At 61.2% G+C, this 21,153-nt stretch carries 22 protein-coding genes; 3 read left to right on the top strand and 19 right to left on the bottom strand.

Annotated elements, in window-relative coordinates:
* Positions 1-107: 107 nt before the first annotated feature.
* Genes CLM72_RS01890 through ubiE form a run of 9 tightly spaced genes read right to left on the bottom strand, consistent with a single transcriptional unit; the run spans position 108 to position 6,090 of the window.
* Positions 108-815, bottom strand: a complete 708-nt coding sequence (locus CLM72_RS01890; RefSeq protein WP_105225466.1) for a 16S rRNA (uracil(1498)-N(3))-methyltransferase — start codon at positions 813-815, stop codon at positions 108-110.
* A complete protein-coding gene (gene tatC / locus CLM72_RS01895; protein ID WP_034125559.1) occupies positions 812-1,603 on the bottom strand; it encodes a twin-arginine translocase subunit TatC in 792 nt (263 codons plus the stop codon). The genes CLM72_RS01890 and tatC overlap by 4 nt, the downstream gene beginning before the upstream one ends.
* The gene (gene tatB, locus CLM72_RS01900) at positions 1,600-2,007 is read right to left on the bottom strand and encodes a Sec-independent protein translocase protein TatB (protein ID WP_105225467.1); all 408 of its coding nucleotides are present in this window, start codon (positions 2,005-2,007) and stop codon (positions 1,600-1,602) included. The genes tatC and tatB overlap by 4 nt, the downstream gene beginning before the upstream one ends.
* Positions 2,008-2,017: 10 nt before the next feature.
* Complete coding sequence (locus CLM72_RS01905) at positions 2,018-2,296, bottom strand: twin-arginine translocase TatA/TatE family subunit (protein WP_003187877.1); 279 nt, start codon at positions 2,294-2,296, stop codon at positions 2,018-2,020.
* Positions 2,297-2,323: 27 nt separating this feature from the next.
* Positions 2,324-2,656: a phosphoribosyl-ATP diphosphatase gene (locus CLM72_RS01910; protein ID WP_105225468.1), complete on the bottom strand. Its 333-nt coding sequence runs from the start codon at positions 2,654-2,656 to the stop codon at positions 2,324-2,326.
* 2 nt (positions 2,657-2,658) lie between these two features.
* Positions 2,659-3,051 carry a phosphoribosyl-AMP cyclohydrolase gene (hisI, locus tag CLM72_RS01915; RefSeq protein ID WP_003187884.1) on the bottom strand — a complete coding sequence of 131 codons (393 nt, stop codon included), beginning with the start codon at positions 3,049-3,051 and terminating at the stop codon, positions 2,659-2,661.
* 44 nt (positions 3,052-3,095) lie between these two features.
* Positions 3,096-4,700: a ubiquinone biosynthesis regulatory protein kinase UbiB gene (gene ubiB, locus CLM72_RS01920; protein WP_105225469.1), complete on the bottom strand. Its 1,605-nt coding sequence runs from the start codon at positions 4,698-4,700 to the stop codon at positions 3,096-3,098.
* Positions 4,697-5,320: an SCP2 domain-containing protein gene (locus CLM72_RS01925; protein ID WP_105225470.1), complete on the bottom strand. Its 624-nt coding sequence runs from the start codon at positions 5,318-5,320 to the stop codon at positions 4,697-4,699. Before CLM72_RS01925 ends, ubiB begins: the two co-directional genes overlap by 4 nt.
* Positions 5,320-6,090 carry a bifunctional demethylmenaquinone methyltransferase/2-methoxy-6-polyprenyl-1,4-benzoquinol methylase UbiE gene (gene ubiE, locus CLM72_RS01930; protein WP_003171186.1) on the bottom strand — a complete coding sequence of 257 codons (771 nt, stop codon included), beginning with the start codon at positions 6,088-6,090 and terminating at the stop codon, positions 5,320-5,322. Before ubiE ends, CLM72_RS01925 begins: the two co-directional genes overlap by 1 nt.
* 145 nt (positions 6,091-6,235) lie before the next feature.
* Here ubiE and CLM72_RS01935 point away from each other — a divergent pair, with 145 nt between their 5' ends.
* The 3 genes from CLM72_RS01935 to CLM72_RS01945 all read left to right on the top strand — a co-directional run bounded on the left by CLM72_RS01935 (position 6,236) and on the right by CLM72_RS01945 (position 7,986).
* Positions 6,236-6,511 carry a polyhydroxyalkanoic acid system family protein gene (locus CLM72_RS01935; protein WP_105225471.1) on the top strand — a complete coding sequence of 92 codons (276 nt, stop codon included), beginning with the start codon at positions 6,236-6,238 and terminating at the stop codon, positions 6,509-6,511.
* 104 nt (positions 6,512-6,615) lie between these two features.
* Complete coding sequence (locus CLM72_RS01940) at positions 6,616-7,038, top strand: phasin family protein (RefSeq protein ID WP_032893974.1); 423 nt, start codon at positions 6,616-6,618, stop codon at positions 7,036-7,038.
* A gap of 12 nt (positions 7,039-7,050) precedes the next feature.
* Complete coding sequence (locus CLM72_RS01945) at positions 7,051-7,986, top strand: phasin family protein (protein WP_105225472.1); 936 nt, start codon at positions 7,051-7,053, stop codon at positions 7,984-7,986.
* A gap of 110 nt (positions 7,987-8,096) precedes the next feature.
* On the opposite strand, the gene CLM72_RS01950 is transcribed toward CLM72_RS01945, so the two are convergent.
* The 10 genes from CLM72_RS01950 to CLM72_RS01995 form a co-directional block, all read right to left on the bottom strand.
* On the bottom strand, positions 8,097-8,717 hold the full coding sequence (locus tag CLM72_RS01950; RefSeq protein ID WP_105225473.1) for a TetR/AcrR family transcriptional regulator: 621 nt from the start codon (positions 8,715-8,717) through the stop codon (positions 8,097-8,099).
* A 28-nt stretch (positions 8,718-8,745) separates the two neighbouring features.
* Positions 8,746-10,428: a class II poly(R)-hydroxyalkanoic acid synthase gene (gene phaC / locus CLM72_RS01955; RefSeq protein WP_105225474.1), complete on the bottom strand. Its 1,683-nt coding sequence runs from the start codon at positions 10,426-10,428 to the stop codon at positions 8,746-8,748.
* 90 nt (positions 10,429-10,518) lie between these two features.
* Positions 10,519-11,364: a poly(3-hydroxyalkanoate) depolymerase gene (gene phaZ, locus CLM72_RS01960; RefSeq protein ID WP_105225475.1), complete on the bottom strand. Its 846-nt coding sequence runs from the start codon at positions 11,362-11,364 to the stop codon at positions 10,519-10,521.
* A gap of 165 nt (positions 11,365-11,529) precedes the next feature.
* The gene (gene phaC, locus CLM72_RS01965; protein ID WP_105225476.1) at positions 11,530-13,209 is read right to left on the bottom strand and encodes a class II poly(R)-hydroxyalkanoic acid synthase; all 1,680 of its coding nucleotides are present in this window, start codon (positions 13,207-13,209) and stop codon (positions 11,530-11,532) included.
* A gap of 249 nt (positions 13,210-13,458) precedes the next feature.
* Complete coding sequence (locus CLM72_RS01970) at positions 13,459-13,836, bottom strand: gamma-butyrobetaine hydroxylase-like domain-containing protein (RefSeq protein WP_034125568.1); 378 nt, start codon at positions 13,834-13,836, stop codon at positions 13,459-13,461.
* Between the two features lie 160 nt (positions 13,837-13,996).
* Positions 13,997-15,334 (bottom strand): ATP-dependent protease ATPase subunit HslU, encoded by a 1,338-nt coding sequence (gene hslU, locus CLM72_RS01975; protein ID WP_044270712.1) that lies wholly within the window; start codon positions 15,332-15,334, stop codon positions 13,997-13,999.
* 37 nt (positions 15,335-15,371) lie between these two features.
* A complete protein-coding gene (gene hslV / locus CLM72_RS01980) occupies positions 15,372-15,902 on the bottom strand; it encodes an ATP-dependent protease subunit HslV (RefSeq protein WP_003171209.1) in 531 nt (176 codons plus the stop codon).
* 255 nt (positions 15,903-16,157) lie between these two features.
* Positions 16,158-16,859, bottom strand: a complete 702-nt coding sequence (locus CLM72_RS01985; protein ID WP_003187899.1) for an SPOR domain-containing protein — start codon at positions 16,857-16,859, stop codon at positions 16,158-16,160.
* Position 16,860: 1 nt separating this feature from the next.
* On the bottom strand, positions 16,861-18,597 hold the full coding sequence (gene argS, locus CLM72_RS01990) for an arginine--tRNA ligase (protein WP_019817938.1): 1,737 nt from the start codon (positions 18,595-18,597) through the stop codon (positions 16,861-16,863).
* 204 nt (positions 18,598-18,801) lie between these two features.
* The gene (locus CLM72_RS01995) at positions 18,802-21,021 is read right to left on the bottom strand and encodes a primosomal protein N' (protein WP_034125571.1); all 2,220 of its coding nucleotides are present in this window, start codon (positions 21,019-21,021) and stop codon (positions 18,802-18,804) included.
* Between the last annotated feature and the right edge of the window lie 132 nt (positions 21,022-21,153).

Raw genomic sequence — 21,153 nt, forward strand, 5'->3', positions numbered from 1 at the left:
CTGCGAACTCCCCTGGAACAAGGCTTGGACTTATTCAAAGGCTATCGGCAACGCACGGAGATACTTGATCGTTCCCACGCAGAGCATGGGAACGATCAGTCGGGGGGTTAGAACAGGCGGGCGAGCAGGGCCGTTACGGCGGTTTCGACGCGTAAAATACGTGCACCCAGTTGCACCGGCTGCAAACCGGCCTTGGTCAGCAGGTCCACTTCATAGGGAATCCAGCCGCCTTCCGGGCCGATCGCGAGGGTCACCGGTTCCTCGAGGGCTCGGGGGCAGGACGGGTAATCGCCCGGATGGCCGATCAGGCCCAAGGTGCCAGCCGCCATGGCCGGCAGACGATCTTCCACAAACGGCTTGAAGCGTTTCTCGATAATGATCTCGGGCAGCAACGTGTCCCGCGCTTGTTCCAGGCCGAGAATCAGTTGCTCGCGCACCGCTTCCGGCTCCAGGAACGGGGTTTGCCAGAAGCTTTTTTCCACGCGGTAGCTGTTGACCAGTATCACCTTGGGCACGCCCATGGCCGCCACGGTTTGCAGCACCCGGCGCAGCATCTTCGGGCGGGGCAGGGCCAGCAGCAAGGTCAGGGGTAGTTTGCTCGGTGGCGGTTGGTCGAAGCTCACTTGCAGTTCGGCTTCAGCGGCTTCCAGGCGCAGCAGTTGGGCATTGCCCATCAGCCCGCCAATGCGGCCCACACGCAGGGTGTCACCGACGGCGGCGCGGTGAACCTCCTGCATATGCACCAGGCGACGATCACGCAGCACTACGCGGTCGGCCGCGATAAAGTCGGCCTCTTCGAGCAGCAGCAGGTTCACGGCTGGGTCGCTGGCGGTTGGTCGTCGTCGGCAGGCGCGTCATCCGGGTGTTCGCCACGCTTGCTGATCAGGCCGCTGAACAGGATGCCCACTTCGAACAGCATCCACATCGGCACTGCCAGCAAGGTCTGGGAGAAGATGTCCGGTGGCGTGAGGATCATGCCGACCACGAAGCAGCCGATGATCACGTACGGGCGGATCTTCTTCAGGTACTTGACGTCGACCACGCCGATCCACACCAGCAACACTACCGCTACCGGAATTTCGAACGCCACGCCAAAGGCGAAGAACAGCGTCATCACGAAATCGAGGTAGCTGGTGATATCGGTCATCATTTCCACGCCGGCCGGGGTGGCGGCGGCGAAGAACTTGAAGATCAGCGGGAACACCAGGAAGTAGGCGAAGGCCATGCCGGTGTAGAACAGCAGGATGCTCGACACCAGCAATGGCACAGCGATGCGCTTCTCGTGCTTGTACAGGCCCGGCGCGATAAAACCCCAGATCTGATGCAGGATCACCGGGATCGCCAGGAACAGCGAGACCATCATGGTCAGCTTCAAGGGGGTCAGGAACGGCGACGACACATCGGTGGCGATCATCGTCGCGCCGGCCGGCAGGTACTGGCGCAGGGGCGTCGAGACGAAGGTGTAGATCTGCTGGGTAAAGGCGAACAGCCCGGCAAAGATGATGAAGATCGCCGCCACGCAACGCAGCAGGCGGGTACGCAGCTCGGTGAGGTGCGAGACCAGCGGCATATGCTGGTCGTTTTCCGGTTTATCAGCGCTCATGGGGCTCGCGGCGGCAATGTAGGGTCATGGGGTGCGGGCGACGCGACGGGCGTCGGCGCGGGCGTCGTTGGGGCAGGCGCTGCCGGTGCGGCGTCGGCCACAGGGGCTGGCGCGATGCTGTGCTCGGCCACCGGCGTTATCGGCTTGGCCGGCTCTTGCACCGGGGAAAGAATCTTGCGGGCTTCCTGCTCCAACGAGAGGATGTGCTCGTTGTGCAATTGCCGACGGATTTCGTCGGCACCGATTTCCCGTTCAACTTCCTGTTTGATCGCGTTGAAACTGCGCTTGAGGCGCCCGATCCACAAGCCGGCGGTGCGTGCGGCACCGGGCAGGCGTTCTGGCCCCAGTACCAGCAGGGCCACCAGGCCGACGAGCAGCAGTTCAGAGAAGCTGATACCAAACATTAGTCAGTGCTCACGAGTCTTTGCGGGTCGGCTCTTGGACCTTTTCAGCCTGCACGTCGAAGGTACGGCGCTCGGTGATCGGCTGGGTGGCCTGCGGGTGAACAGGCTGGGCCGGTGGCACCGGGTTGGCGCTTGGCTCGGCCGGCTTTTCATCATCGTTCATGGCTTTGCGAAAGCCCTTGATCGACTCGCCCACATCGGTGCCCAGGTTCTTGAGCTTCTTGGTGCCGAACACCAATACCACCACCACCAGAATGACGATCCAGTGTTTCCAGTCAAAAATGCCCATGCTTCAAATCCTCAAGTCTTACGTTATTCAGGCGGACGGGCGCGAGGCCTTCTCGGCGTGCCCGGACAAGCCGAAGCGACGGTCCAGTTCATCCAGCACGGCCTGTGGGTGCTGCCCCAGTTGGGCGAGCATCACCAGGCTATGGAACCACAAGTCTGCGGTCTCATAGATTACATCGCTGTAATCACCGCTGATTTGCGCGTCCTTGGCCGCAATGATGGTCTCGACGGATTCTTCGCCGAGTTTTTCCAGAATCTTGTTCAGGCCCTTGTGGTACAGGCTGGCGACGTAGGAGCTGTCGGCATCCGCGCCTTTGCGGTCTTCCAGCACCTGGGCCACACGTTTCAGGGTATCGCTCATGTTCAGTGTCCTGCTGGGTAGATGGCGTGCGGGTCTTTGAGCACCGGCTCCACAACCTTCCATTCGCCATTCTCGAACACGCGATAGAAGCAACTGTGGCGGCCAGTGTGGCAGGCAATGCCGCCGATCTGCTCGACCTTGAGGATCACCACGTCGGCATCGCAGTCCAGGCGCAGCTCGTGCAGGGTCTGCACGTGCCCGGATTCTTCGCCCTTGCGCCACAGTTTGCCACGCGAACGTGACCAGTAGATGGCGCGCTGCTCGGCGGCGGTGAGGCTCAGGGCCTCGCGGTTCATCCAGGCCATCATCAGCACGCGCCCGGTCTTGTAGTCCTGGGCAATGGCCGGCACCAGGCCGTCACTGTCCCACTTGATCTCATCCAGCCAGTCTTTCATGTTCTTCGGCTCCGGCAATTTGCGACAGTGTATAACCGGATGGGCTATCGACGCACGATCAGATAAACGCCCACGGCGACCATGATGCCCGCTGGCCAGTGGCCTAGTTGGTTCAATGGCCCACCAATCGCCAGCATCACGCCGCCCACCAGGTGCGCGGCGCCGAGCAGGCGCAGGAACCAGTCGTCCTTGCGCTTGCGCCACGGTGGCTCAGGGTCCTTGGCATGGGGCTGGGACATGCGCTCCAGCAGGTCGCGGGTCATGCTGGCCAGGTGCGGCAGTTGCTCGAACTGGCTGTGCAGGTTGCCCAGCATGGTTTTCGGGCTCATGCGCTCGCGCATCCAGCGTTCCAGGAAGGGTTGCGCGGTGTTCCACAAGTCGAGGTCCGGGTAGAGCTGGCGGCCCAGGCCTTCGATGTTTAGCAGGGTCTTCTGCAACAGCACCAGTTGCGGCTGCACTTCCATATTGAAGCGCCGCGCGGTCTGGAACAGGCGCATCAGCACTTGGCCGAACGAAATATCCTTTAACGGTTTTTCGAAGATCGGCTCGCACACGGTGCGGATCGCCGCTTCGAATTCGTTGAGTTTGGTTTCCGCTGGCACCCAACCCGAATCAATGTGCAACTGCGCCACACGGCGATAGTCGCGCTTGAAGAAGGCAAACAGGTTGCGCGCCAGGTAATCCTGGTCTTCCGGGGTGAGGCTGCCGACGATACCGCAGTCGATGGCGATGTACTGCGGGCTCCACGGGTTGACGGTGCTGACGAAGATGTTGCCCGGGTGCATGTCGGCGTGGAAGAAACTGTCGCGGAACACTTGGGTGAAGAAAATCTCCACACCGCGTTCTGCCAACATCTTCATGTCGGTGCGCTGGTCGGCCAGGGTCGCGAGGTCGGTGACCTGCACGCCGTAGATGCGCTCCATAACCAGCACTTTTGGCCGGCACCAGTCCCAATACACCTGCGGCACATACAGCAGTTGCGAGCCTTCGAAGTTGCGTCGCAATTGGCTGGCATTGGCCGCTTCGCGCAGCAGGTCGAGTTCGTCGTAGATGGTTTTTTCGTAGTCGGCGACCACATCCACCGGGTGCAGCAGGCGCGCATCGGCGGAGAAACGTTCGGCGGCGCGGGCGAGGATAAACAGCCATGCCAGGTCCTGGCCGATGATCGGCTTGAGGCCTGGGCGAATGACTTTCACCACCACTTCTTCGCCGGTCTTGAGCTGCGCGGCGTGCACTTGCGCCACTGACGCCGAGGCCAGTGGCTCGACGTCGAAGCGGCTGAACACCTCGCTGATCTTCTGGCCCAGCTGTTCTTCGATCAGCGCCATCGATTGCTGCGAATCGAACGGCGGCACGCGGTCCTGCAGCAGCATCAGCTCGTCGGCGATGTCTTCGGGCAACAGGTCGCGGCGGGTGGAGAGAATCTGCCCGAACTTGATGAAGATAGGCCCCAAGTCCTGCAACGCCAGGCGCAGGCTGGCGCCACGGCTCAACGGCGACGGCTTGCGGGGCAACCAGCGCCACGGCAGCACATAACGCACCGCCAGCAGGAACCATGGCAAGGGCAGGGCAAACAGCAGGTCATCAAGACGGTAGCGGATTACGACGCGCTGGATACGAAACAAACGGCGGACGGCGAGCAGCTTCATGCGTTATCGCTTGGATCAAGGGAACGGCTCAAGCGCTCGAAGCGGGCCTCGAGGCGTTCCAGGTCGATTTTGGCCTTGTCGAGTTCGCGAAAGCGCGCTTGCGCTTCCCGTTGCCCGACCAGGGTGCGCGATTCTTCGCTCAGGTATTCGGCGAGGTTCTGGCTGAGGCTGGCGAAACCTTGCTGGTACCAGCGCGAGCGGCTGCGCAGATGCCCGCTGATCAACTGGGTGGCGACGGGGCCAATCCAGCGCGACAGTTCATATTCCCAGTCCAGCTCCAGGTCTTGCAGCACGGCGGCCAAGTCCATCAGCACCGCACTGTCGCCTTCCAGCTCCACCTCGGGGCTGTGGAGGATAGCAGTCTTGTTGCGGCTCAGCGCCAGGTGCAACAGGCTGGAGGCCGGCGCACGCAAGGTGCAATCGGCTTCAGCGGCCCATTGGGTGGCGAGCAGCAGGCCTTCATCGCTGGGCAGGATAAACAGCTGCAAGGCGGGGCTGCGGCAATCGACGGCGATGACTTTGCCGGTCAGGTGCGCGAGCCGCGCCAGGGCGGTGCTGTCCAGGCGCAGTACACGGTTGATACCGTGCTCAACGCTGGCGAGAAGACCTTGCAGCAGCATCAGGGCTTGATGCCGCGGTGCAGGGCGACGATGCCGGACGTCATGTTGTGGTAGGTCACGCGGTCGAAACCGGCCTCCACCATCATCGACTTCAGGGTTTCCTGGTCCGGGTGCATGCGGATCGACTCGGCCAGGTAGCGGTAGCTCTCGGCGTCGTTGGTGATCAGTTTGCCCATCAGTGGCATGAAGGCGAACGAATAGGTGTCGTAGACCTTGGACATCAGCGCGTTGGTCGGCTTGGAGAATTCCAGCACCAGCAGGCGGCCACCCGGCTTGAGTACGCGCAGCATCGAGCGGATCGCGTCTTCCTTGTGAGTCACGTTACGCAGGCCGAACGCGATGGTCACGCAGTCGAAATGGTTGTCTGGGAACGGCAGCTTCTCGGCATCGGCCTGGACGAACTCGATATTGCCGGCCACGCCTTTGTCGAGCAGGCGGTCGCGGCCAACCTTGAGCATCGAGCCGTTGATATCGGCCAATACCACCTGGCCGGTGGGGCCAACCAGCTTGGAGAACTTGGCCGCCAGGTCGCCGGTGCCACCGGCGATGTCCAGCACCCGGTTGCCGGTGCGTACGCCCGACAACTCGATGGTGAAGCGCTTCCACAGGCGGTGCATGCCGCCGGAGAGCACGTCGTTCATCAGGTCGTACTTGGCCGCCACGGAGTGGAACACCTCAGCGACTTTTTCCGCCTTTTGGCTTTCCGGGACGTTCTTGAAGCCGAAGTGAGTGGTGGGTTCGGCATCGCTGCCTTTGCGCTGATCAGTCATATCGCTGTCACCAAAAGAGAATGCGGGACATGATAATCCCCAAGGCCTGCTTTGTCTTGGCAAGGCTGCAGGTAAGATAGGCGCTCATCGAGACCTTTTGCCGCATGGCGGGTGTTCTGAGTCGTTATAAAGAGGAGTCATTGCAATGGCCCGTATTACCGTTGAGCGTGAACACACCCTGGGAAAAGAACAGGCGCGGGCCAAGGCTGAGCAATTGGCGCGCAAACTCGAGGATAAATATGGCGTGCAGTCTTCATGGGCTGGCGACACCCTGAAGCTCAAGCGCTCCGGGGTTAAAGGCACAGTGTTGGTGGCCGATGATTCGCTGCGCATTGATGTGGAACTTGGCCTGTTGATGTCGGCCATGAGTGGCACGATCAAGTCCGAAATCGAAAAAGCCCTGGATAAGGCCCTGGCCTGATAGGGCTGTGCTTAGGGTGCCGATTCTAATTTTAAACCTTACTTTGTGCCCAAGCCCTCAACTCTTGCGGGCCGTCCGCCACCCAATTCTGTGTGAGGTGCACCATGGCCAAAGTTATTTTGAAGAAAAAAATCGACGTTCAGACCACCCCCCTGAGTGAGGTTAAAAGCTACGCCCGCAAGATCTGGCTGGCGGGTCTTGGCGCCTATGCCAAGGTCGGCAGCGAAGGCGGCGAGTACTTCAAGGAACTCGTTAGAAGCGGTCAACGTGTTGAAAGTAAAGGTAAAAAAGTTGTAGTTGAACAACTTGATGCCGCCAACAGTCAGATTGACCAAGTAAAGAGTAACGTCTCCGGCGTCAAAGGCCTGGTTGAAGTTCAACTGGATAAAGTTGAAAAAGCTTTTGATACTCGTGTCGCCAGTGCCTTGAATCGGATCGGCATTGCGTCTAAACATGACGTGGAGACACTCTCTGCTAAGCTCGAAGAGCTGACGGCATTGCTCGAACGTGTCGCGCGTAAACACTAAGGAGACATCGGGATGGCTGTTAAAAAGACTACTCAGAAAGAAGGCAGCTCGTGGGTCGGGAAAGTTGAAGAATATTCCCGCAAAATCTGGCTCGCTGGTTTAGGCGTGTACTCGAAGATCGACAGTGACGGCAGCAAACTCTTCGAGACCCTGGTTAAAGACGGCGAGAAAGCCGAGAAGTTGACCAAGAGCACGGTTGGTAAAAAAGTCGACGCTGCCAAGGCGAGCGCGGGTTCCGCCAAATCGAGTATTTCGGATACCTGGGGCAAGTTGGAAGAAACGTTCGACAAGCGCCTCAACAGTGCTATTTCGCGACTGGGCGTACCGAGCAAGGCTGAGTTGAAGGCGCTGCATAGCAAGGTCGATACCTTGACCAAGCAAATCGAAAAACTCACCGGCGCCAAAGCGGCTCCCGCCAAGACCGCCGCCGCCAAGCCTGCAGCAAAACCGGCGGCCAAACCAGCAGCTAAAACCGCAGCTGCAAAACCCGCCGCCAAAACTGCCGCCAAGCCTCTGGTTAAAGCCGCCGCCAAACCGGCTGCAAAACCTGCTGCAAAAGCGCCGGCCAAAGCCGCGGCGAAACCTGCGGCCAAGCCAGCGGCTAAAACTGCTGCCGCCAAACCGGCCAGCAAGCCTGCCGCTAAGCCAGTGGCCGCTAAAGCCGCCGCGAAACCTGCGGCTAAACCGGCTGCCAAACCTGCGGCTAAAACCGCTGCCGCTAAACCTGCTGCCAAGCCCGCCGCTGCGAAACCAGCTGCCAAGCCTGCAGCGGCCAAAAAGCCTGCGGTAGCGAAAAAACCGGCAGCCGCAAAGCCTGCCGCGGCGGCCAAGCCAGCCACGGCACCAGCACCGGCCGCTTCTACCGCCAATTCGGTGTCCGCGCCGACGCATGCGGCTGCTACCCCGACTGCAACGCCGGTTACCCCGACGCCATCCAGTCAGTCCTGATTTTTACGGGACACATAAAACGCCCGGTCTGCGAAGATTGGGCGTTTTTTATGAAGATCCAAGAAACGCCGCATTTCCAATGTGGGAGCGAGCAAGCCCGCTCCCACACTTCAATCCAGGTCATCCAGATATTTGAGTGCGAACCGCTCGGTCGCCTGCCGCGCCGTTGGCAGCAGATGCGGCGCCACCAGCATCATGATCTGGTACACCACCACCCGTACCTCACCTTCACGGTCCAGAATCCGTTGGTAATCCAACGAAAACAGCAAGGTCAGGGTGATCTGCTCCACCAGTTGCCCCAACGCCTGGGTATCACTGACCAGTTGCCCTGCCGCCTTCAGCCGCGCAAGCAATGACGCCAAGGTGCGCTTGAGCGCCGTGAGCAAGTGACGGATCCCCTTGGCCAGCTTGGGCAAGCGCCCCGCCAGGTTCGACAAGTCCTGGAACAGGAACCGATAGTGGGCCATGCGCTCGACAATCAGGTGCAAAAACAGCCAGTAGTCCTCAGCTTCCAGTTGCGCATCCGCAGGAGGGTCCAGCAGTGGCGCCAGCTCACACTGAAAGCGCTCGAACAGCCCGAGCACCAATGGCTCCTTGCCGTGGAAGTGATAGTAGAGGTTGCCGGGGCTGATCCCCATCTCATTGGCCACCTCCATGGTCGATACGTTCGGTTCGCCCTTGTGGTTGAACAACTGCAGGGCGCATTCAAGGATACGGTCGCGGGTCTTCATCCAGTCTTCTTAAAGTTGATTGCTGAGCTCAGCGCACGCGCACGTAAGTACCCGGCGCCGCTTCCATCGGTGGGTAATTCTGGTTGCCCAGGGCGGTGAGGGTTTCGCGTTGTACGCCGGAGCGTTTTTGTACCCACTCCAGCCATTGTGGCCACCAACTGCCTTCGACGTTCTGGGCGTCGTAATACCAGGCGCGCGGGTCACTGCTCAGCTTGAGGTTCTCGACGTAGTTGGCCTTGGGGTTGCCCGGTGGGTTGAGAATGCTCTGGATATGCCCGCTGTTGGAGAGCACAAAGCGCCGCTCGCCACCCAGCAGTTGCGTGGAGCGGTACACCGCGTCCCACGGCGTGATGTGATCGTTGATGCCGGCCACGCTGAAGCTGTCCACCGAGACCTTGCGCAAGTCGATGGGTGTGCCGCATACCTCCAGCCCACCGGGATGGCTCAGGGGGTTGTGCTTGAAGAAATCCAGCAGGTCGCCGTGCAAGGCGGCGGGCAGGCGCGTGTTGTCGTTGTTCCAGTACAGGATGTCGAATGCCGGCGGTTCCTTGCCCAGCAGGTAGTTGTTGATCCAGTAATTCCAGATCAGGTCGTTGGGGCGCATCCAGGCAAATATCTTGGCCATGTCGCGGCCATCCAGCACGCCTTGCTGGTAGGAGCGGCGCTTGGCGGCTTCCAGGGTTTGTTCATCAGCGAACAATGTTGCGGGGCTGTCGATCTGGCTGTCCAGCAGGCTTACCAGGTAACTGGCACTGGAGATGCGCCGCAACTGGCGCTTGGCTTGCAGGTGGCCTTGCAGCGCGGCGATGGTCAGGCCGCCGGCGCAGGCGCCCATCAGGTTGACCTCGCGGGCGCCAGTGATGGCCCGGCATACGTTGAGCGCTTCTTCCAGCGCCGCGACGTAGGTGGACAGGCCCCATTCGCGATGCCGCACGTCCGGGTTGCGCCAGCTGACCATAAAGGTCTGCAGGCCGTTTTTCAGTGCGTATTGCACAAAGCTATTGGCCGGGCTCAGGTCGAAGATGTAGTACTTGTTGATTTGCGGCGGCACTACCAGCAGCGGCTTGGCGTATTGTTTTTCGCTCATGGGCTTGTACTGGATCAGCTCCAGCAGTTCGTTGCGAAACACCACCGAACCGGGGGTGGTCGCCACGGTCTTGCCCACTTCAAAGGCGTGCTTGCTGACCTGGCGCGGCAAACCGTTGTTGTGCAGCAGGTCTTCGAACAAGTTGCTCACGCCGCGCACCACGCTGTTGCCGCCGGAGTTGAGCAGCTCCTTGATCGCCAGCGGGTTGAGCAGGGTGTTGGAAGGGGAGACAGCATCGTTGAGCAGGGCGAAGGCGAACTGCGCGCGGGCGCGATCATCGTCACTGAGGGTACTGTCCTCGATCCACTGCCGTGTCTGTTTTTGCCAGCTCAGATAGGCTTGCAAGCTGCGCCGGTACAGCGGGTTGAGCTTCCAGGTGGGGTCGCTGAAACGATGGTCCCTGGGGTTGGGTTCGTGCACGGTCTCACCCAGCAGCACGCGGCCCAACTGGCCGCCCAGGGCCAGGGCGTGGCGGGCGGTGTGCACCGGGTTGCGCAGGCCGTGCGCGGCGACGGTACGCAGGGTCGACAGCAAGTCCCGGCCGCGCAGGCCGGTGATCGCATTTTGCGCGTTGATGAACGCAGCGGGGGTGGGCGCCGGATTCGTCACGGGTCTTTCTCGCATGAGCCAACACTCCTTCGTCAAGTCATCAAGCAGGCACGCCAATCCAGAACCATAGTCGGTTCCTGGCAAGTTGCGCGGTGGTGTGTTCCTTCACACCGCCGGTCGCGGATGTATCACGGCGCGCAGGCGCTCCTCCTCCAGAAACTTCATGATGATCGGCGCCACGGCTTCGGCCCGGGTGATCAGGAACAGGTGGCCGTCATCGATGATGTGCAACTGTGCATTGGGGATGCGCCAGGCGAGCATGCGCATGTTGACCAGCGGGATCAGCGGGTCATCGTCCCCGGCCAGCACCAGGGTGGGCTGGCGGATCTTGTGCAGCCAATGAATGCTGGTCCAGCCCAGCCCGGCAAACAGTTGCCAGTAGTAGCCCAGCTTGCCGGCCGAGCGCACTTTGCTGGCGTGCTCGGCGGCCAGTTTGGAATCACGGCGGAACGAACCGCCATAAATCATCGGTGCAATGCGCACCACGTGGGACGGCTGGATATAACGCCTGGGGCTTGCCATCAGCCACAACACCTTGGGCTTGCCCGGCACCATGAAGGCCCCGGCCGCGGTGGCCGCGAGGATCAATTTCTTGCAGCGCTCGGGGTAGTCATACGCAAATTGCTGGGCCAGCGCTCCGCCCCAGGACACGCCCACGGCATTCACTTGGCCGTAGTCGAGGTAATCGAGCATACGTGCGGTGAGTTTGGCCAGGCCGGGGAAGCGATAGGGTCGCTTCGGCGTCGAGGAACCGCCCACGCCGGGCACGTCGAAGGCGATCACTTCCAGGTCCGGGTCCAGGGCCTGGACGAACGGAAACACCAGCTCAAGGTTGGCGCCGATGCCGTTGAAGATCAGCAGCGGGGTCAAGTGCGGCTTGCCCGGGCGTACCGCCGTGCGGATGGTCTGGCCATCCAGGTCGATGGTACGGAAGATGAACGGTTGCGCCATGCTCAAGCCCTGTGAAGTGGTGCTATTGGTCTGTAGGAACTCGGTCAGTGTGGGAGCTGGCTTGCCTGCGATGGCATTCTTTCAGGCCGCGATTAGTGAGCAGGCCCATCGCTATCGCAGGCAAGCCAGCTCCCACATCTGATCTCATTTCAATCACAAGAATGCCTAGCGCTCATGTACATAGGTACCCGGCGCCGCTTCGGCGGCGGTATAGGTTTTATTGCCTAATATCGTCGGGGCTTTTTTCAGTTTTCCCGCCCGCTCCGCCTGCCACACCTGCCAATGCAGCCACCACGAATCGGTGTGCTTGGTCGCATTCTCCTGCCACTCCAACGCACTGCCGGCCAGGCCCTCACTGGTCTGGTAGCGTGCCTTGGGGTTGCCCGGCGGGTTGAGGATGCTCTGGATATGCCCGCTGCTGGACAGCACAAACTCGACCTTGCCGCCGAACAACTGCGCTGACTTGTAGCAAGACTGCCACGGCGTGATGTGGTCGTTGGTGCCGGCCAGGGAGTAGATATCGGCGGTGACCTGCTTGAGGTCGATGGGCGTGCCGCACACTTCCAGGGCGTTGGCGCGTACCAGTGGGTTGTTCTTGAACAGTTCGATCAGGTCGCCATGGAACGCGGCTGGCAAGCGTGTGGTGTCGTTGTTCCAGAACAGGATGTCGAACACCGGCGGCTCGTTGCCCAGCAGGTAGTTGTTGACCCAATAGTTCCAGATCAGATCGTTGGGGCGCATCCAGGCGAAGACCTTGGCCATGTCGCGGCCTTCCAGCACGCCGGCCTGGTAGGAATGGCGCTTGGCCGCTTCCAGGGTCTGCTCATCCACAAACAGCGCCACCTGGGTGTCCAGGGTGGTATCCAGCACGCTCACTAGCAGCGTCAGGGCGTTGACCTTCTTCTCGCCCAGCGCCGCGTAGTGGCCCAACAGTGCGGTGCAGGTGATGCCGCCGGAGCAGGCACCGAGCATATTCACATCCTTGCTGCCCGTAATCGCCGTGACCACATCCACTGCTTCCTTGAGCGCCTCGATATAAGTCGACAGGCCCCATTCGCGTTGGGCCTTGGTGGGGTTGCGCCAACTGACGATAAAGGTCTGCTGGCCATTGCGCAGGCAGAAGCGCGCCAGGCTCTTATCCGGGCACAGGTCGAAGACATAGAATTTGTTGATCTGCGGCGGTACCACCAGCAGCGGGCGCTCATGCACCTGCTCGGTAATGGGCTTGTACTGGATCAGCTCCAGTACATCGTTGCGAAACACCACCGCGCCTTCGCTGGTGCCCAGGGTCTTGCCGACTTCAAAGGCGCCCATGTTGACCTGGCTGGGCATACCGCCGTTGTGCACCATGTCCTTGGCCAGGTGGGAAAGGCCGTCGAGCAGGCTTTTGCCGCCGGTTTCAAAGAAGCGTTTGACCGCCGCCGGGTTGGCCGCGCTGTTGGTGGGGGCCATGGCTTCGGTCATCAGGTTGATCACGAAGTGGCCGCGGCTGATGTCTTGTGCCGACAGGTTGCTGTCGTCGATCCAGTCGTGAAGCTCCTTGCGCCACGCCAGGTAAGTCTGCAAATAACGTTTGTAGAGCGGGTTCTGGCTCCAGGCCGGGTCGTTGAAGCGACGGTCGTCGCCCTCGGGCACCAGCGCGGATTTGCCGAACATCACATTCTTCAATTCAACGCCAAAGTGGGCGACGTGCTTGACGCTGTGCAACGGTTGCTTGATGGCTTGGGTCAGCACCATCTTGGCCGAGGCCAATAAATCCTTTTTGCGTAACGCGATGATCGGGTTCAACCCCAGGGTGTTTTCCGAGGCCTGGCGTTTCAAGTCATCGTTATTCTTGTTACTCATCTACGACGCTCCATTGTCCGAAAGACGAGTACCGGCGATTGCTGCGCACCCAATTTCGATACACGACACCAGCCTGGTACTGCGACTCGGGTGACCGTTGATACCGCATCGTCAAATGCAGGGAACTTGCCAGCTCCATTGGTTACCCGAGTTTATTTTTTTTCGCAAGCGGGCCAATCGTTGGCCACGCGACAGGGCATTCAAGCAGATGAAATTAGAAAATGCGCTCTAAACAGCAAGACCCCTGTGCTAGAGCATCAGCCGCACGACCGACTCACTCGGATCGCGGGTTTTTCCAGCGGCTTTGAGCTCGGCCAGGTAGTCGGCCCATAAAGCGTCCTGACGTACGGCCAGTTGATAGAGATAGTCCCAGGTGAACAGTCCGCTGTCATGACCGTCGTCGAAGGTCAATTTCAGTGCGTACTGGCCGGCGGGTTCCAGCTTGATCAACCGGACGTTGAGCTTGCCGAATTGCAGGATGGGTTTGCCGTGGCCCTGGACCTCGGCAGAAGGGGAGTGCACCCGCAGGAATTCGGCGGGCAACTGGTAGGTTTCGTCTGGCCCGTAGGTCAGGCCGAGGGTATTGGAGGTTTTATGCAGGTTTACTGCGGTAGGAAATTTCGACATTGGAGAAAACCCTGTAGGAGCCGGCTCAAAATGTGGGAGGGACCAATGTGGGAGCCGGGCTTGCCCGCGATGCAGGCACCTCGGTGTTTCAGGAACACTGAAGTGATGCTATCGCAGGCAAGCCAGCTCCCACACAAGCCACTCCCACATTGAGTGAGGCTTACAGGATATAACGAGACAAGTCTTCGTTCTGCGCCAATTCGCCCAAGTGGCTGTTGACGTAGTCAGCATCGATCTTGATCGCTTCGCCATTCTGCGCACCGGCCATGTCGCCGGCGCTGAAAGATACTTCCTCAAGCAGGCGCTCAAGCAAGGTATGCAGGCGACGGGCACCGATGTTCTCGGTCTTCTCGTTGACCTGCCAGGCGATCTCCGCCAGGCGCTTGATACCGTCAGCCTGGAATTCGATACCCAGCCCTTCGGTTTTCAGCAGCTCGCGGTACTGCTCGGTGAGCGAGGCATGCGGTTCGCTGAGGATGCGCTCGAAGTCGCCCGGCGTCAGTGCCTTGAGCTCCACCCGAATCGGCAGGCGGCCTTGCAGCTCGGGCACCAGGTCGCTGGGCTTGCTCAGGTGGAAGGCACCGGAGGCGATAAACAGGATGTGGTCAGTCTTGACCATGCCCAGCTTGGTGTTGACCGTGCACCCTTCGATCAGCGGCAGCAAATCGCGCTGTACGCCTTCGCGGGAGACATCCACGCCGCCGGAGTTGCCACGCTTGGCCACCTTGTCGATCTCATCGATAAACACAATGCCATGTTGCTCGACCGCTTCCAGGGCCTTGGCCTTGAGTTCTTCCTCATTGACCAGGCGCCCGGCTTCTTCGTCGCGCACCAGCTTGAGCGCATCCTTGACCTTGAGCTTGCGGCTTTTCTTCTTGCCCTTGCCCATGTTGGCAAACAGGTTTTGCAACTGGCTGGTCATTTCTTCCATGCCAGGCGGGGCAGAGATATCCACGCCGGACACTTCGGCCACTTCGATCTCGATTTCCTTGTCATCCAGCTGGCCTTCGCGCAGGCGCTTGCGGAACAACTGACGGGTGTTGGAATCGGACGAAGGTGCGGCGTCTTCGTTGAAACCCATGCGTGCCGGTGGCAGCAGGGCGTCGAGGATGCGCTCTTCAGCGGCGTCTTCGGCGCGATGGCTGACCTTGGTCACTTCCTGTTCGCGCAGCATCTTCAGGGCGGCGTCAGCCAGGTCGCGAATGATCGACTCGACATCGCGGCCCACATAACCGACTTCGGTGAATTTGGTCGCTTCGACCTTGATGAACGGTGCATTGGCCAATTTGGCCAGGCGACGGGCGATCTCGGTTTTGCCGACGCCGGTAGGTCCGATCATCAGGATGTTCTTGGGCGTTACTTCAACGCGCAGTTCTTCCGGCAGTTGCATCCGGCGCCAGCGGTTACGCAGCGCAATGGCAACGGCGCGCTTGGCATCGTCCTGGCCGATGATATGGCGGTTGAGTTCATGGACGATTTCGCGGGGAGTCATGGACATAGTGTTTGGCGGCCTCAAGCCTGAATAAGCCCAGGGCTTATTCGGCGAGGTCCTGCTCCTCAATGGTCTGATTGTGGTTGGTGAACACGCAGATATCGCCAGCGATACCCAGGGCGGTCTCGACGATTTCACGGGCTGACAGGTCGGTTTTCTTCAGCAACGCGCTGGCCGCAGCCTGGGCGTAGCCGCCACCTGAACCCATGGCGATCAGGCCATGCTCGGGTTCAACCACGTCGCCGTTGCCGGTGATGATCAGGGAAGCGTCTTTGTTCGCAACTGCGAGCATGGCCTCCAGGCGGCTGAGGGAGCGATCGGTGCGCCATTCTTTGGCAAGTTCCACAGCGGCGCGCACCAGGTGGCCCTGGTGTTTCTCAAGCTGGCCTTCGAAACGCTCGAACAGGGTGAAGGCGTCGGCGGTTGCGCCTGCGAAGCCGGCAAGCACCTGGCCGTGGTACAGGCGGCGCACTTTCTTGGCGTTGCCTTTCATCACGGTGTTGCCCAGGGAAACCTGGCCGTCGCCGCCCATGACAACTTTGCCGTGGCGACGTACTGAAACGATGGTGGTCAAGGGGAGAGTCTCCACGCAGCGGGGCGAAAATGCCCTGATGGAAACTCATATGGGGGTGGCGAGGGGGATTTCAACCGTAGGAAGGCAGGGCGGACGAGTGGTGTTTATGGGTTCAACACTTACTTGAGCACGCTGCAAACCAATGTGGGAGCTGGCTTGCCTGCGATAGCGGTGTAACAGTCACTGAAACATTGACTGTTACACCGCTATCGCAGGCAAGCCAGCTCCCACATTAAAACCGGTTTGGCTGCTGGATCAGCGGCTCTGGCGTTGTTGTAACAACAGGTTGCTAAACCCGGCGCCGGCCAATTGCTTTTGCGCCACGGTCAGCTGTTCGCGGTTGCTGAACGGCCCTACCAATACGCGATACCAGGTCGCGTCCTTCACCGTGCCGGACTCAACCGATACCGATTGGCCCAACAGAATGATCTGTGCGCGTACACGGTCCGCATCCGCCTGTTTCGGGAACGAGCCCGCTTGCAGGAAGAACTTGGTCACCGGCGCGGCCTTGGTTGCAGCCACTGGCGGTGCTGGCGGCGGCGTGATACCGGCCAACGCGGCCTGAGCGCGCGCCGTGTCGATTTTCGCCGCTTCCGCTGGGGTTACCGGCGTGGTCGGCACTTGTGGCGTCGGCAGGGTTTTTTCCGGCACGGCGTCAGGCGGCACGATCACTTCCGATTCCGGCAGCAGCGTGTAGAAGTCGTACTTGGGCTTTACCGGTGCGGTCGGGCTCGGCGCGGTCTTGTTGGCTTCGGCGATTTTCGTGGCCTTTTGCTGCTCCTGTTTGACGCGCTTGACGTCATCGCCCTGGCCGGGCTCCAGCTTCATCAGAAACACGATAAACGCGCCGACCGTCAGGCCGATGGCCATCCACAGCCAACCCGGAATCGGTTGCTTCGCCGGGGCCTGGTAGCGGCTGGCGCCGCGCTTGGGTGCAGGTTTTTTCTTGGCAGCCAACTTACATACGCTCCAGAGTTTCCAGGCCCAAGAGTTCCAGGCCTTGCTTGAGGGTGCGTCCAGCCAAGGCGGCAAGGCGCAGGCGACTTTGTTTCTGGGCTTCGTCGTCGGCGGTCAGGATCGGGCAGTTCTCGTAGAAGCTGGAGAACAGGCCGGCCACTTCGTACAAATAGGTGCACAGGATGTGCGGCGTGCCTTTTTCGCCAACGCTGTTGAGCACCTCGCCAAATTGCGCGAGCTTGGCCGCCAGTTCCTGTTCGTGGGCGGCGTCCAGCGCGATCTGGCCTTCGACTTCGCTGAAGTCCTTGCCCAGCTTGCGGAACACCCCGGCCACGCGAGTGTAGGCGTACAGCAGGTACGGCGCGGTGTTGCCTTCGAAGTTGAGCATCAGGTCGAAGTTGAAGCTGTAGTCGCTGGTGCGGTGCTTGGACAGATCGGCGTATTTCACCGCGCCAATGCCCACCACGCGGGCGATGTTGCGCAGGTCGGCCTCGGCCAGCTCCGGGTTCTTTTCCTTCACCAGGTTGTAGGCACGTTCCTGGGCTTCGGTCAGCAGGTCGATCAGCTTCACGGTGCCGCCGTCGCGGGTCTTGAAGGGGCGGCCATCGGCGCCGTTCATGGTGCCAAAGCCCATGTGCTCCATGTGCATCGGGTGGGTGACGAAACCGGCGCGACGCGCCACTTCGAACACCTGCTGGAAGTGCAGGGCCTGGCGCTGGTCGACGAAGTACAGCGCACGGTCAGCCTTGAGCACGCCACTGCGGTAACGCACGGCGGCCAGGTCGGTGGTGGCGTAGAGGTAGCCGCCATCGGCCTTGACGATGATCACTGGCAGCGGCTCGCCGTCGGCGGTCTTGAATTCTTCGAGGAACACGCACTGCGCGCCGTTGCTCTCGACCAACAGGCCCTTGGCCTTGAGGTCGTTGACCACATTGATCAGGTCGTCGTTATAGGCGCTTTCGCCCATCACGTCGGCCATGGTCAGTTTCACGTTGAGCAGCTCGTAGATTTCCTGGCAATGGGACAGGGAGATTTCACGGAAGCGGTTCCACAGCGCCAGGCACTCTTCGTCGCCGGCCTGCAGTTTGACCACCAGGCCACGGGCGCGGTCGGCGAACTCTTCAGACTCGTCAAACCGCTTTTTGGCGGCACGGTAGAAGTTTTCCAGGTCGGCCAGCTCGTTGCTGGTGATCGGGTTTTCCTGCAGGTAGGCCATCAGCATGCCGAACTGGGTGCCCCAGTCGCCCACGTGGTTCTGGCGGATCACGGTGTCGCCGAGGAATTCCAGCACCCGTGCCACGCCATCGCCAATGATAGTGGAACGCAGATGGCCCACGTGCATTTCCTTGGCCAGGTTCGGTGCCGACAGGTCGATGACCACGCGCTGGCTGTCGCCGGCCTTGCGTGCACCGATGCGCGCATCGGCCAGGGCGGCATCCAGGCGCGACGCCAGGGCCTGGGTGTTCTGGAAGAAGTTGATAAAGCCCGGGCCTGCAATTTCAGCCTTGGTGACACTGGCGTCAGCCGGCAGTGCGGCGATGATTTTTTCCGCCAGGTCGCGCGGTTTCATGCCCGCCGGCTTGGACAGCATCATCGCGATGTTGCTGGCGAAGTCGCCATGGGTCTTGTCGCGGGTGTTCTCCACCTGGATCGCCGGCGACAGGCCTTCAGGCAACACACCTTCGTTGACGAGTTGGGTGAGGGCTTGTTGGATCAGCTGGCGAATGGTGTCTTTCATGGTGTTCTCTTTCGACCGCAAGCGGCGGCGCGCGATGCGCAGGTGGAAAAACTGGGCATTATCCGTGGCGAGGGCGGGCTTGCCAACCGTTCAGACTATATGGCGGACCTGCGGGCCTCTTCGCGGGCAAGCCCGCTCCCACATTTAAGGGTATTCACATTTCATAATGTGGGAGCTGGCTTGCCTGCGATGACGTAATTACCCTCAATACAAATCTACCGGGTCTACATCCAACGACCATCGCACCTGCCGACCGCTGGGCAGTTGCTCCAGCTCAAGCATCCAGCGACTTAATAGCCGATGCAGCGGCGCGCGGGAGGTTGCCTGCAAGAGTAGCTGAGCGCGATAACGTCCGGCGCGCCGCTCCATGGGCGCTGGCACCGGGCCGAGTAGTTCGATGCCACTGAGGGCCAGTTCGCCCAATAAACGCTCAGCGGCGCTGCAGGCCTCATCAAGAAAGCCTTCGGCCTGCCCGGGTTTGTGGGCTTCGGCACGCAGCAGCGCCAGGTGCGCAAAGGGCGGGAGGCCGGCGGCGCGGCGTTCGCTCAAGGCCTGTTCGGCGAAGGCAAAGTAGCCTTGTTCCGTCAGTTGAATCAGCAGCGGGTGGTCGGCCAGGTGCGTCTGGATAATCACCCTGCCTGGCTCTTCGGCCCGCCCGGCGCGTCCTGCCACCTGCACGATCAACTGCGCCATGCGTTCGCTGGCGCGAAAATCCCCGGAGAACAGCCCGCCATCGGCATCCAGGATCGACACCAGGGTCACCCGTGGGAAGTGATGACCCTTGGCAAGCATCTGCGTGCCCACCAGGATGCACGGTTGGCCTTTGTGGATGGTGGCGAACAGTTGGTTCATGGCGTCTTTGCGCGACGTGCTGTCGCGGTCCACCCTTAGCACCGGGTAGTCCGGGAACAGAATGCCGAGGCGTTCTTCGGCGCGCTCGGTGCCGGCGCCCACGGGCCGCAGGTCCACCTTGCCGCACTGCGGGCAATGGCGCGGTACCCGTTCCACATGGCCGCAGTGATGGCAGCGTAACTCGCCGTGGCGCTGATGCACCGTCATGCGCGCATCGCAGCGCTCGCACCCGGACATCCAGCCGCAGTCATGGCACAGCAACGTCGGGGCAAAGCCGCGGCGGTTGAGAAATACCAATACTTGCTGGCCGGCGGCCAGGGTCTGGCCAATGGCCTGTTGCATCGGGCCGGAAATACCGCTGTCCAGCGGGCGGCTTTTCACGTCCAGGCGCAGGAAGCGCGGTTGTTTGGCGCCGCCAGCACGCTCGTTCAGGCGCAGCAGCCCGTAACGGCCGGTGTAGGCGTTGTGCAGGCTTTCCAGGGATGGCGTGGCCGAGCCCAGCACAATCGGGATGTCTTCCTGGCGGGCGCGTACCAGCGCGAGGTCGCGGGCGTGGTAGCGCAAACCTTCCTGCTGTTTATAGGAGCCATCGTGCTCCTCGTCGACGATGATCAGCCCGGGGTTTTTCATCGGCGTGAACAGTGCTGAGCGCGTGCCGATAATAATGTCGGCCTCGCCATCCCGCGCCGCCAGCCACGACTCCAGGCGTTCACGGTCATTGACTGCCGAGTGCACCAAGGCGATCCGGGCATTGAAGCGTTGCTCGAAACGCGCCACGGTCTGCGGGCCCAGGTTGATCTCGGGGATGAGCACCAGTGCCTGCTTGCCCGCCTGCAGGGTTTCGCGGATCAGCTGCAAATAGACCTCGGTCTTGCCGCTGCCAGTGACGCCGGCCAGCAGGAACGCGTGGAAACTGTCGAAACCGGCGCGAATCGCCTCATACGCGGCGCGTTGCTCGGGGTTCAGCGGCAGCTCCGGCTGGGCCAGCCAGTGTTCGTGGCGCGGGTCCGGGGCGTGCTTGCGGATTTCCACCTGCACCAGGCCCTTGGCCAGCAGCAGGTCGAGGCTGTCTTTGCTCAGCATCAGCTTGCTTAATAGCTGATGGGCCACGCCGTGTGGATGCTGCGCCAAGGTGGCCAGGGCCTCACGCTGGCGCGGGGCGCGGGCGATGCGCGGGTCGTCGAGGCGTGCGCCGGGCACCATCGACCAGAAACGCTCCTGGCGCGCTTCGGCCAGTTCGCCCTGGCGCAGCAGCACAGGCAGCGCCCAGCTCAAGGTATCGCCCAGGCTGTGTTGGTAATACTGCGCGGTCCACAGGCACAGCTTGAACAGCGCGGGCGGCAGCGGTGGTGTAGCGTCGAGCAGGGCAATTGCCGGCTTGAGCTTTTCCGCAGGCACTTCGCTGTGGTCGGTGACTTCCACCAGAATGCCGATCATTTCCCGGCGTCCGAACGGCACGCGCACGCGCATGCCCGGTTGCAACTGCGCACGCGACACGCCGGGCGGGGCCCGGTAATCGAACAGGCGGCGCAGGGGTGAGGGCAGGGCTAGGCGCAAAATGGCGTCGGGCACGCGAGGATTCTCATCAATAAAGGCAAGCGGTGGCGCAGGGGCGCGAGCCTAGCAGACCGGGGGTGTCCCGTCTTCAGTACTGGAATCGGATCTTGTGGGAGCTGGCTTGCCTGCGAAAGCGCTAGTGCAGTA

Source organism: Pseudomonas sp. MYb193, from assembly GCF_002966775.1.
Classification (GTDB): Bacteria; Pseudomonadota; Gammaproteobacteria; order Pseudomonadales; family Pseudomonadaceae; genus Aquipseudomonas; species Aquipseudomonas paracarnis.

Coding starts and splice junctions, on each gene's coding strand:
- ubiE (WP_003171186.1), bottom strand. CDS start 6,090: ATGACTGATCAGCGCAAAGGCAGCGATGCCGAACCCACCACTCACTTC.
- CLM72_RS01910 (WP_105225468.1), bottom strand. CDS start 2,656: ATGAGCGATACCCTGAAACGTGTGGCCCAGGTGCTGGAAGACCGCAAA.
- hisI (WP_003187884.1), bottom strand. CDS start 3,051: ATGAAAGACTGGCTGGATGAGATCAAGTGGGACAGTGACGGCCTGGTG.
- tatC (WP_034125559.1), bottom strand. CDS start 1,603: ATGAGCGCTGATAAACCGGAAAACGACCAGCATATGCCGCTGGTCTCG.
- CLM72_RS01935 (WP_105225471.1), top strand. CDS start 6,236: ATGGCCCGTATTACCGTTGAGCGTGAACACACCCTGGGAAAAGAACAG.
- phaC (WP_105225476.1), bottom strand. CDS start 13,209: ATGAGTAACAAGAATAACGATGACTTGAAACGCCAGGCCTCGGAAAAC.
- CLM72_RS01925 (WP_105225470.1), bottom strand. CDS start 5,320: ATGCTGCTGCAAGGTCTTCTCGCCAGCGTTGAGCACGGTATCAACCGT.
- phaC (WP_105225474.1), bottom strand. CDS start 10,428: ATGCGAGAAAGACCCGTGACGAATCCGGCGCCCACCCCCGCTGCGTTC.
- CLM72_RS01945 (WP_105225472.1), top strand. CDS start 7,051: ATGGCTGTTAAAAAGACTACTCAGAAAGAAGGCAGCTCGTGGGTCGGG.
- CLM72_RS01970 (WP_034125568.1), bottom strand. CDS start 13,836: ATGTCGAAATTTCCTACCGCAGTAAACCTGCATAAAACCTCCAATACC.
- hslU (WP_044270712.1), bottom strand. CDS start 15,334: ATGTCCATGACTCCCCGCGAAATCGTCCATGAACTCAACCGCCATATC.
- CLM72_RS01950 (WP_105225473.1), bottom strand. CDS start 8,717: ATGAAGACCCGCGACCGTATCCTTGAATGCGCCCTGCAGTTGTTCAAC.
- CLM72_RS01905 (WP_003187877.1), bottom strand. CDS start 2,296: ATGGGCATTTTTGACTGGAAACACTGGATCGTCATTCTGGTGGTGGTG.
- phaZ (WP_105225475.1), bottom strand. CDS start 11,364: ATGGCGCAACCGTTCATCTTCCGTACCATCGACCTGGATGGCCAGACC.
- tatB (WP_105225467.1), bottom strand. CDS start 2,007: ATGTTTGGTATCAGCTTCTCTGAACTGCTGCTCGTCGGCCTGGTGGCC.
- argS (WP_019817938.1), bottom strand. CDS start 18,597: ATGAAAGACACCATTCGCCAGCTGATCCAACAAGCCCTCACCCAACTC.
- ubiB (WP_105225469.1), bottom strand. CDS start 4,700: ATGAAGCTGCTCGCCGTCCGCCGTTTGTTTCGTATCCAGCGCGTCGTA.
- CLM72_RS01940 (WP_032893974.1), top strand. CDS start 6,616: ATGGCCAAAGTTATTTTGAAGAAAAAAATCGACGTTCAGACCACCCCC.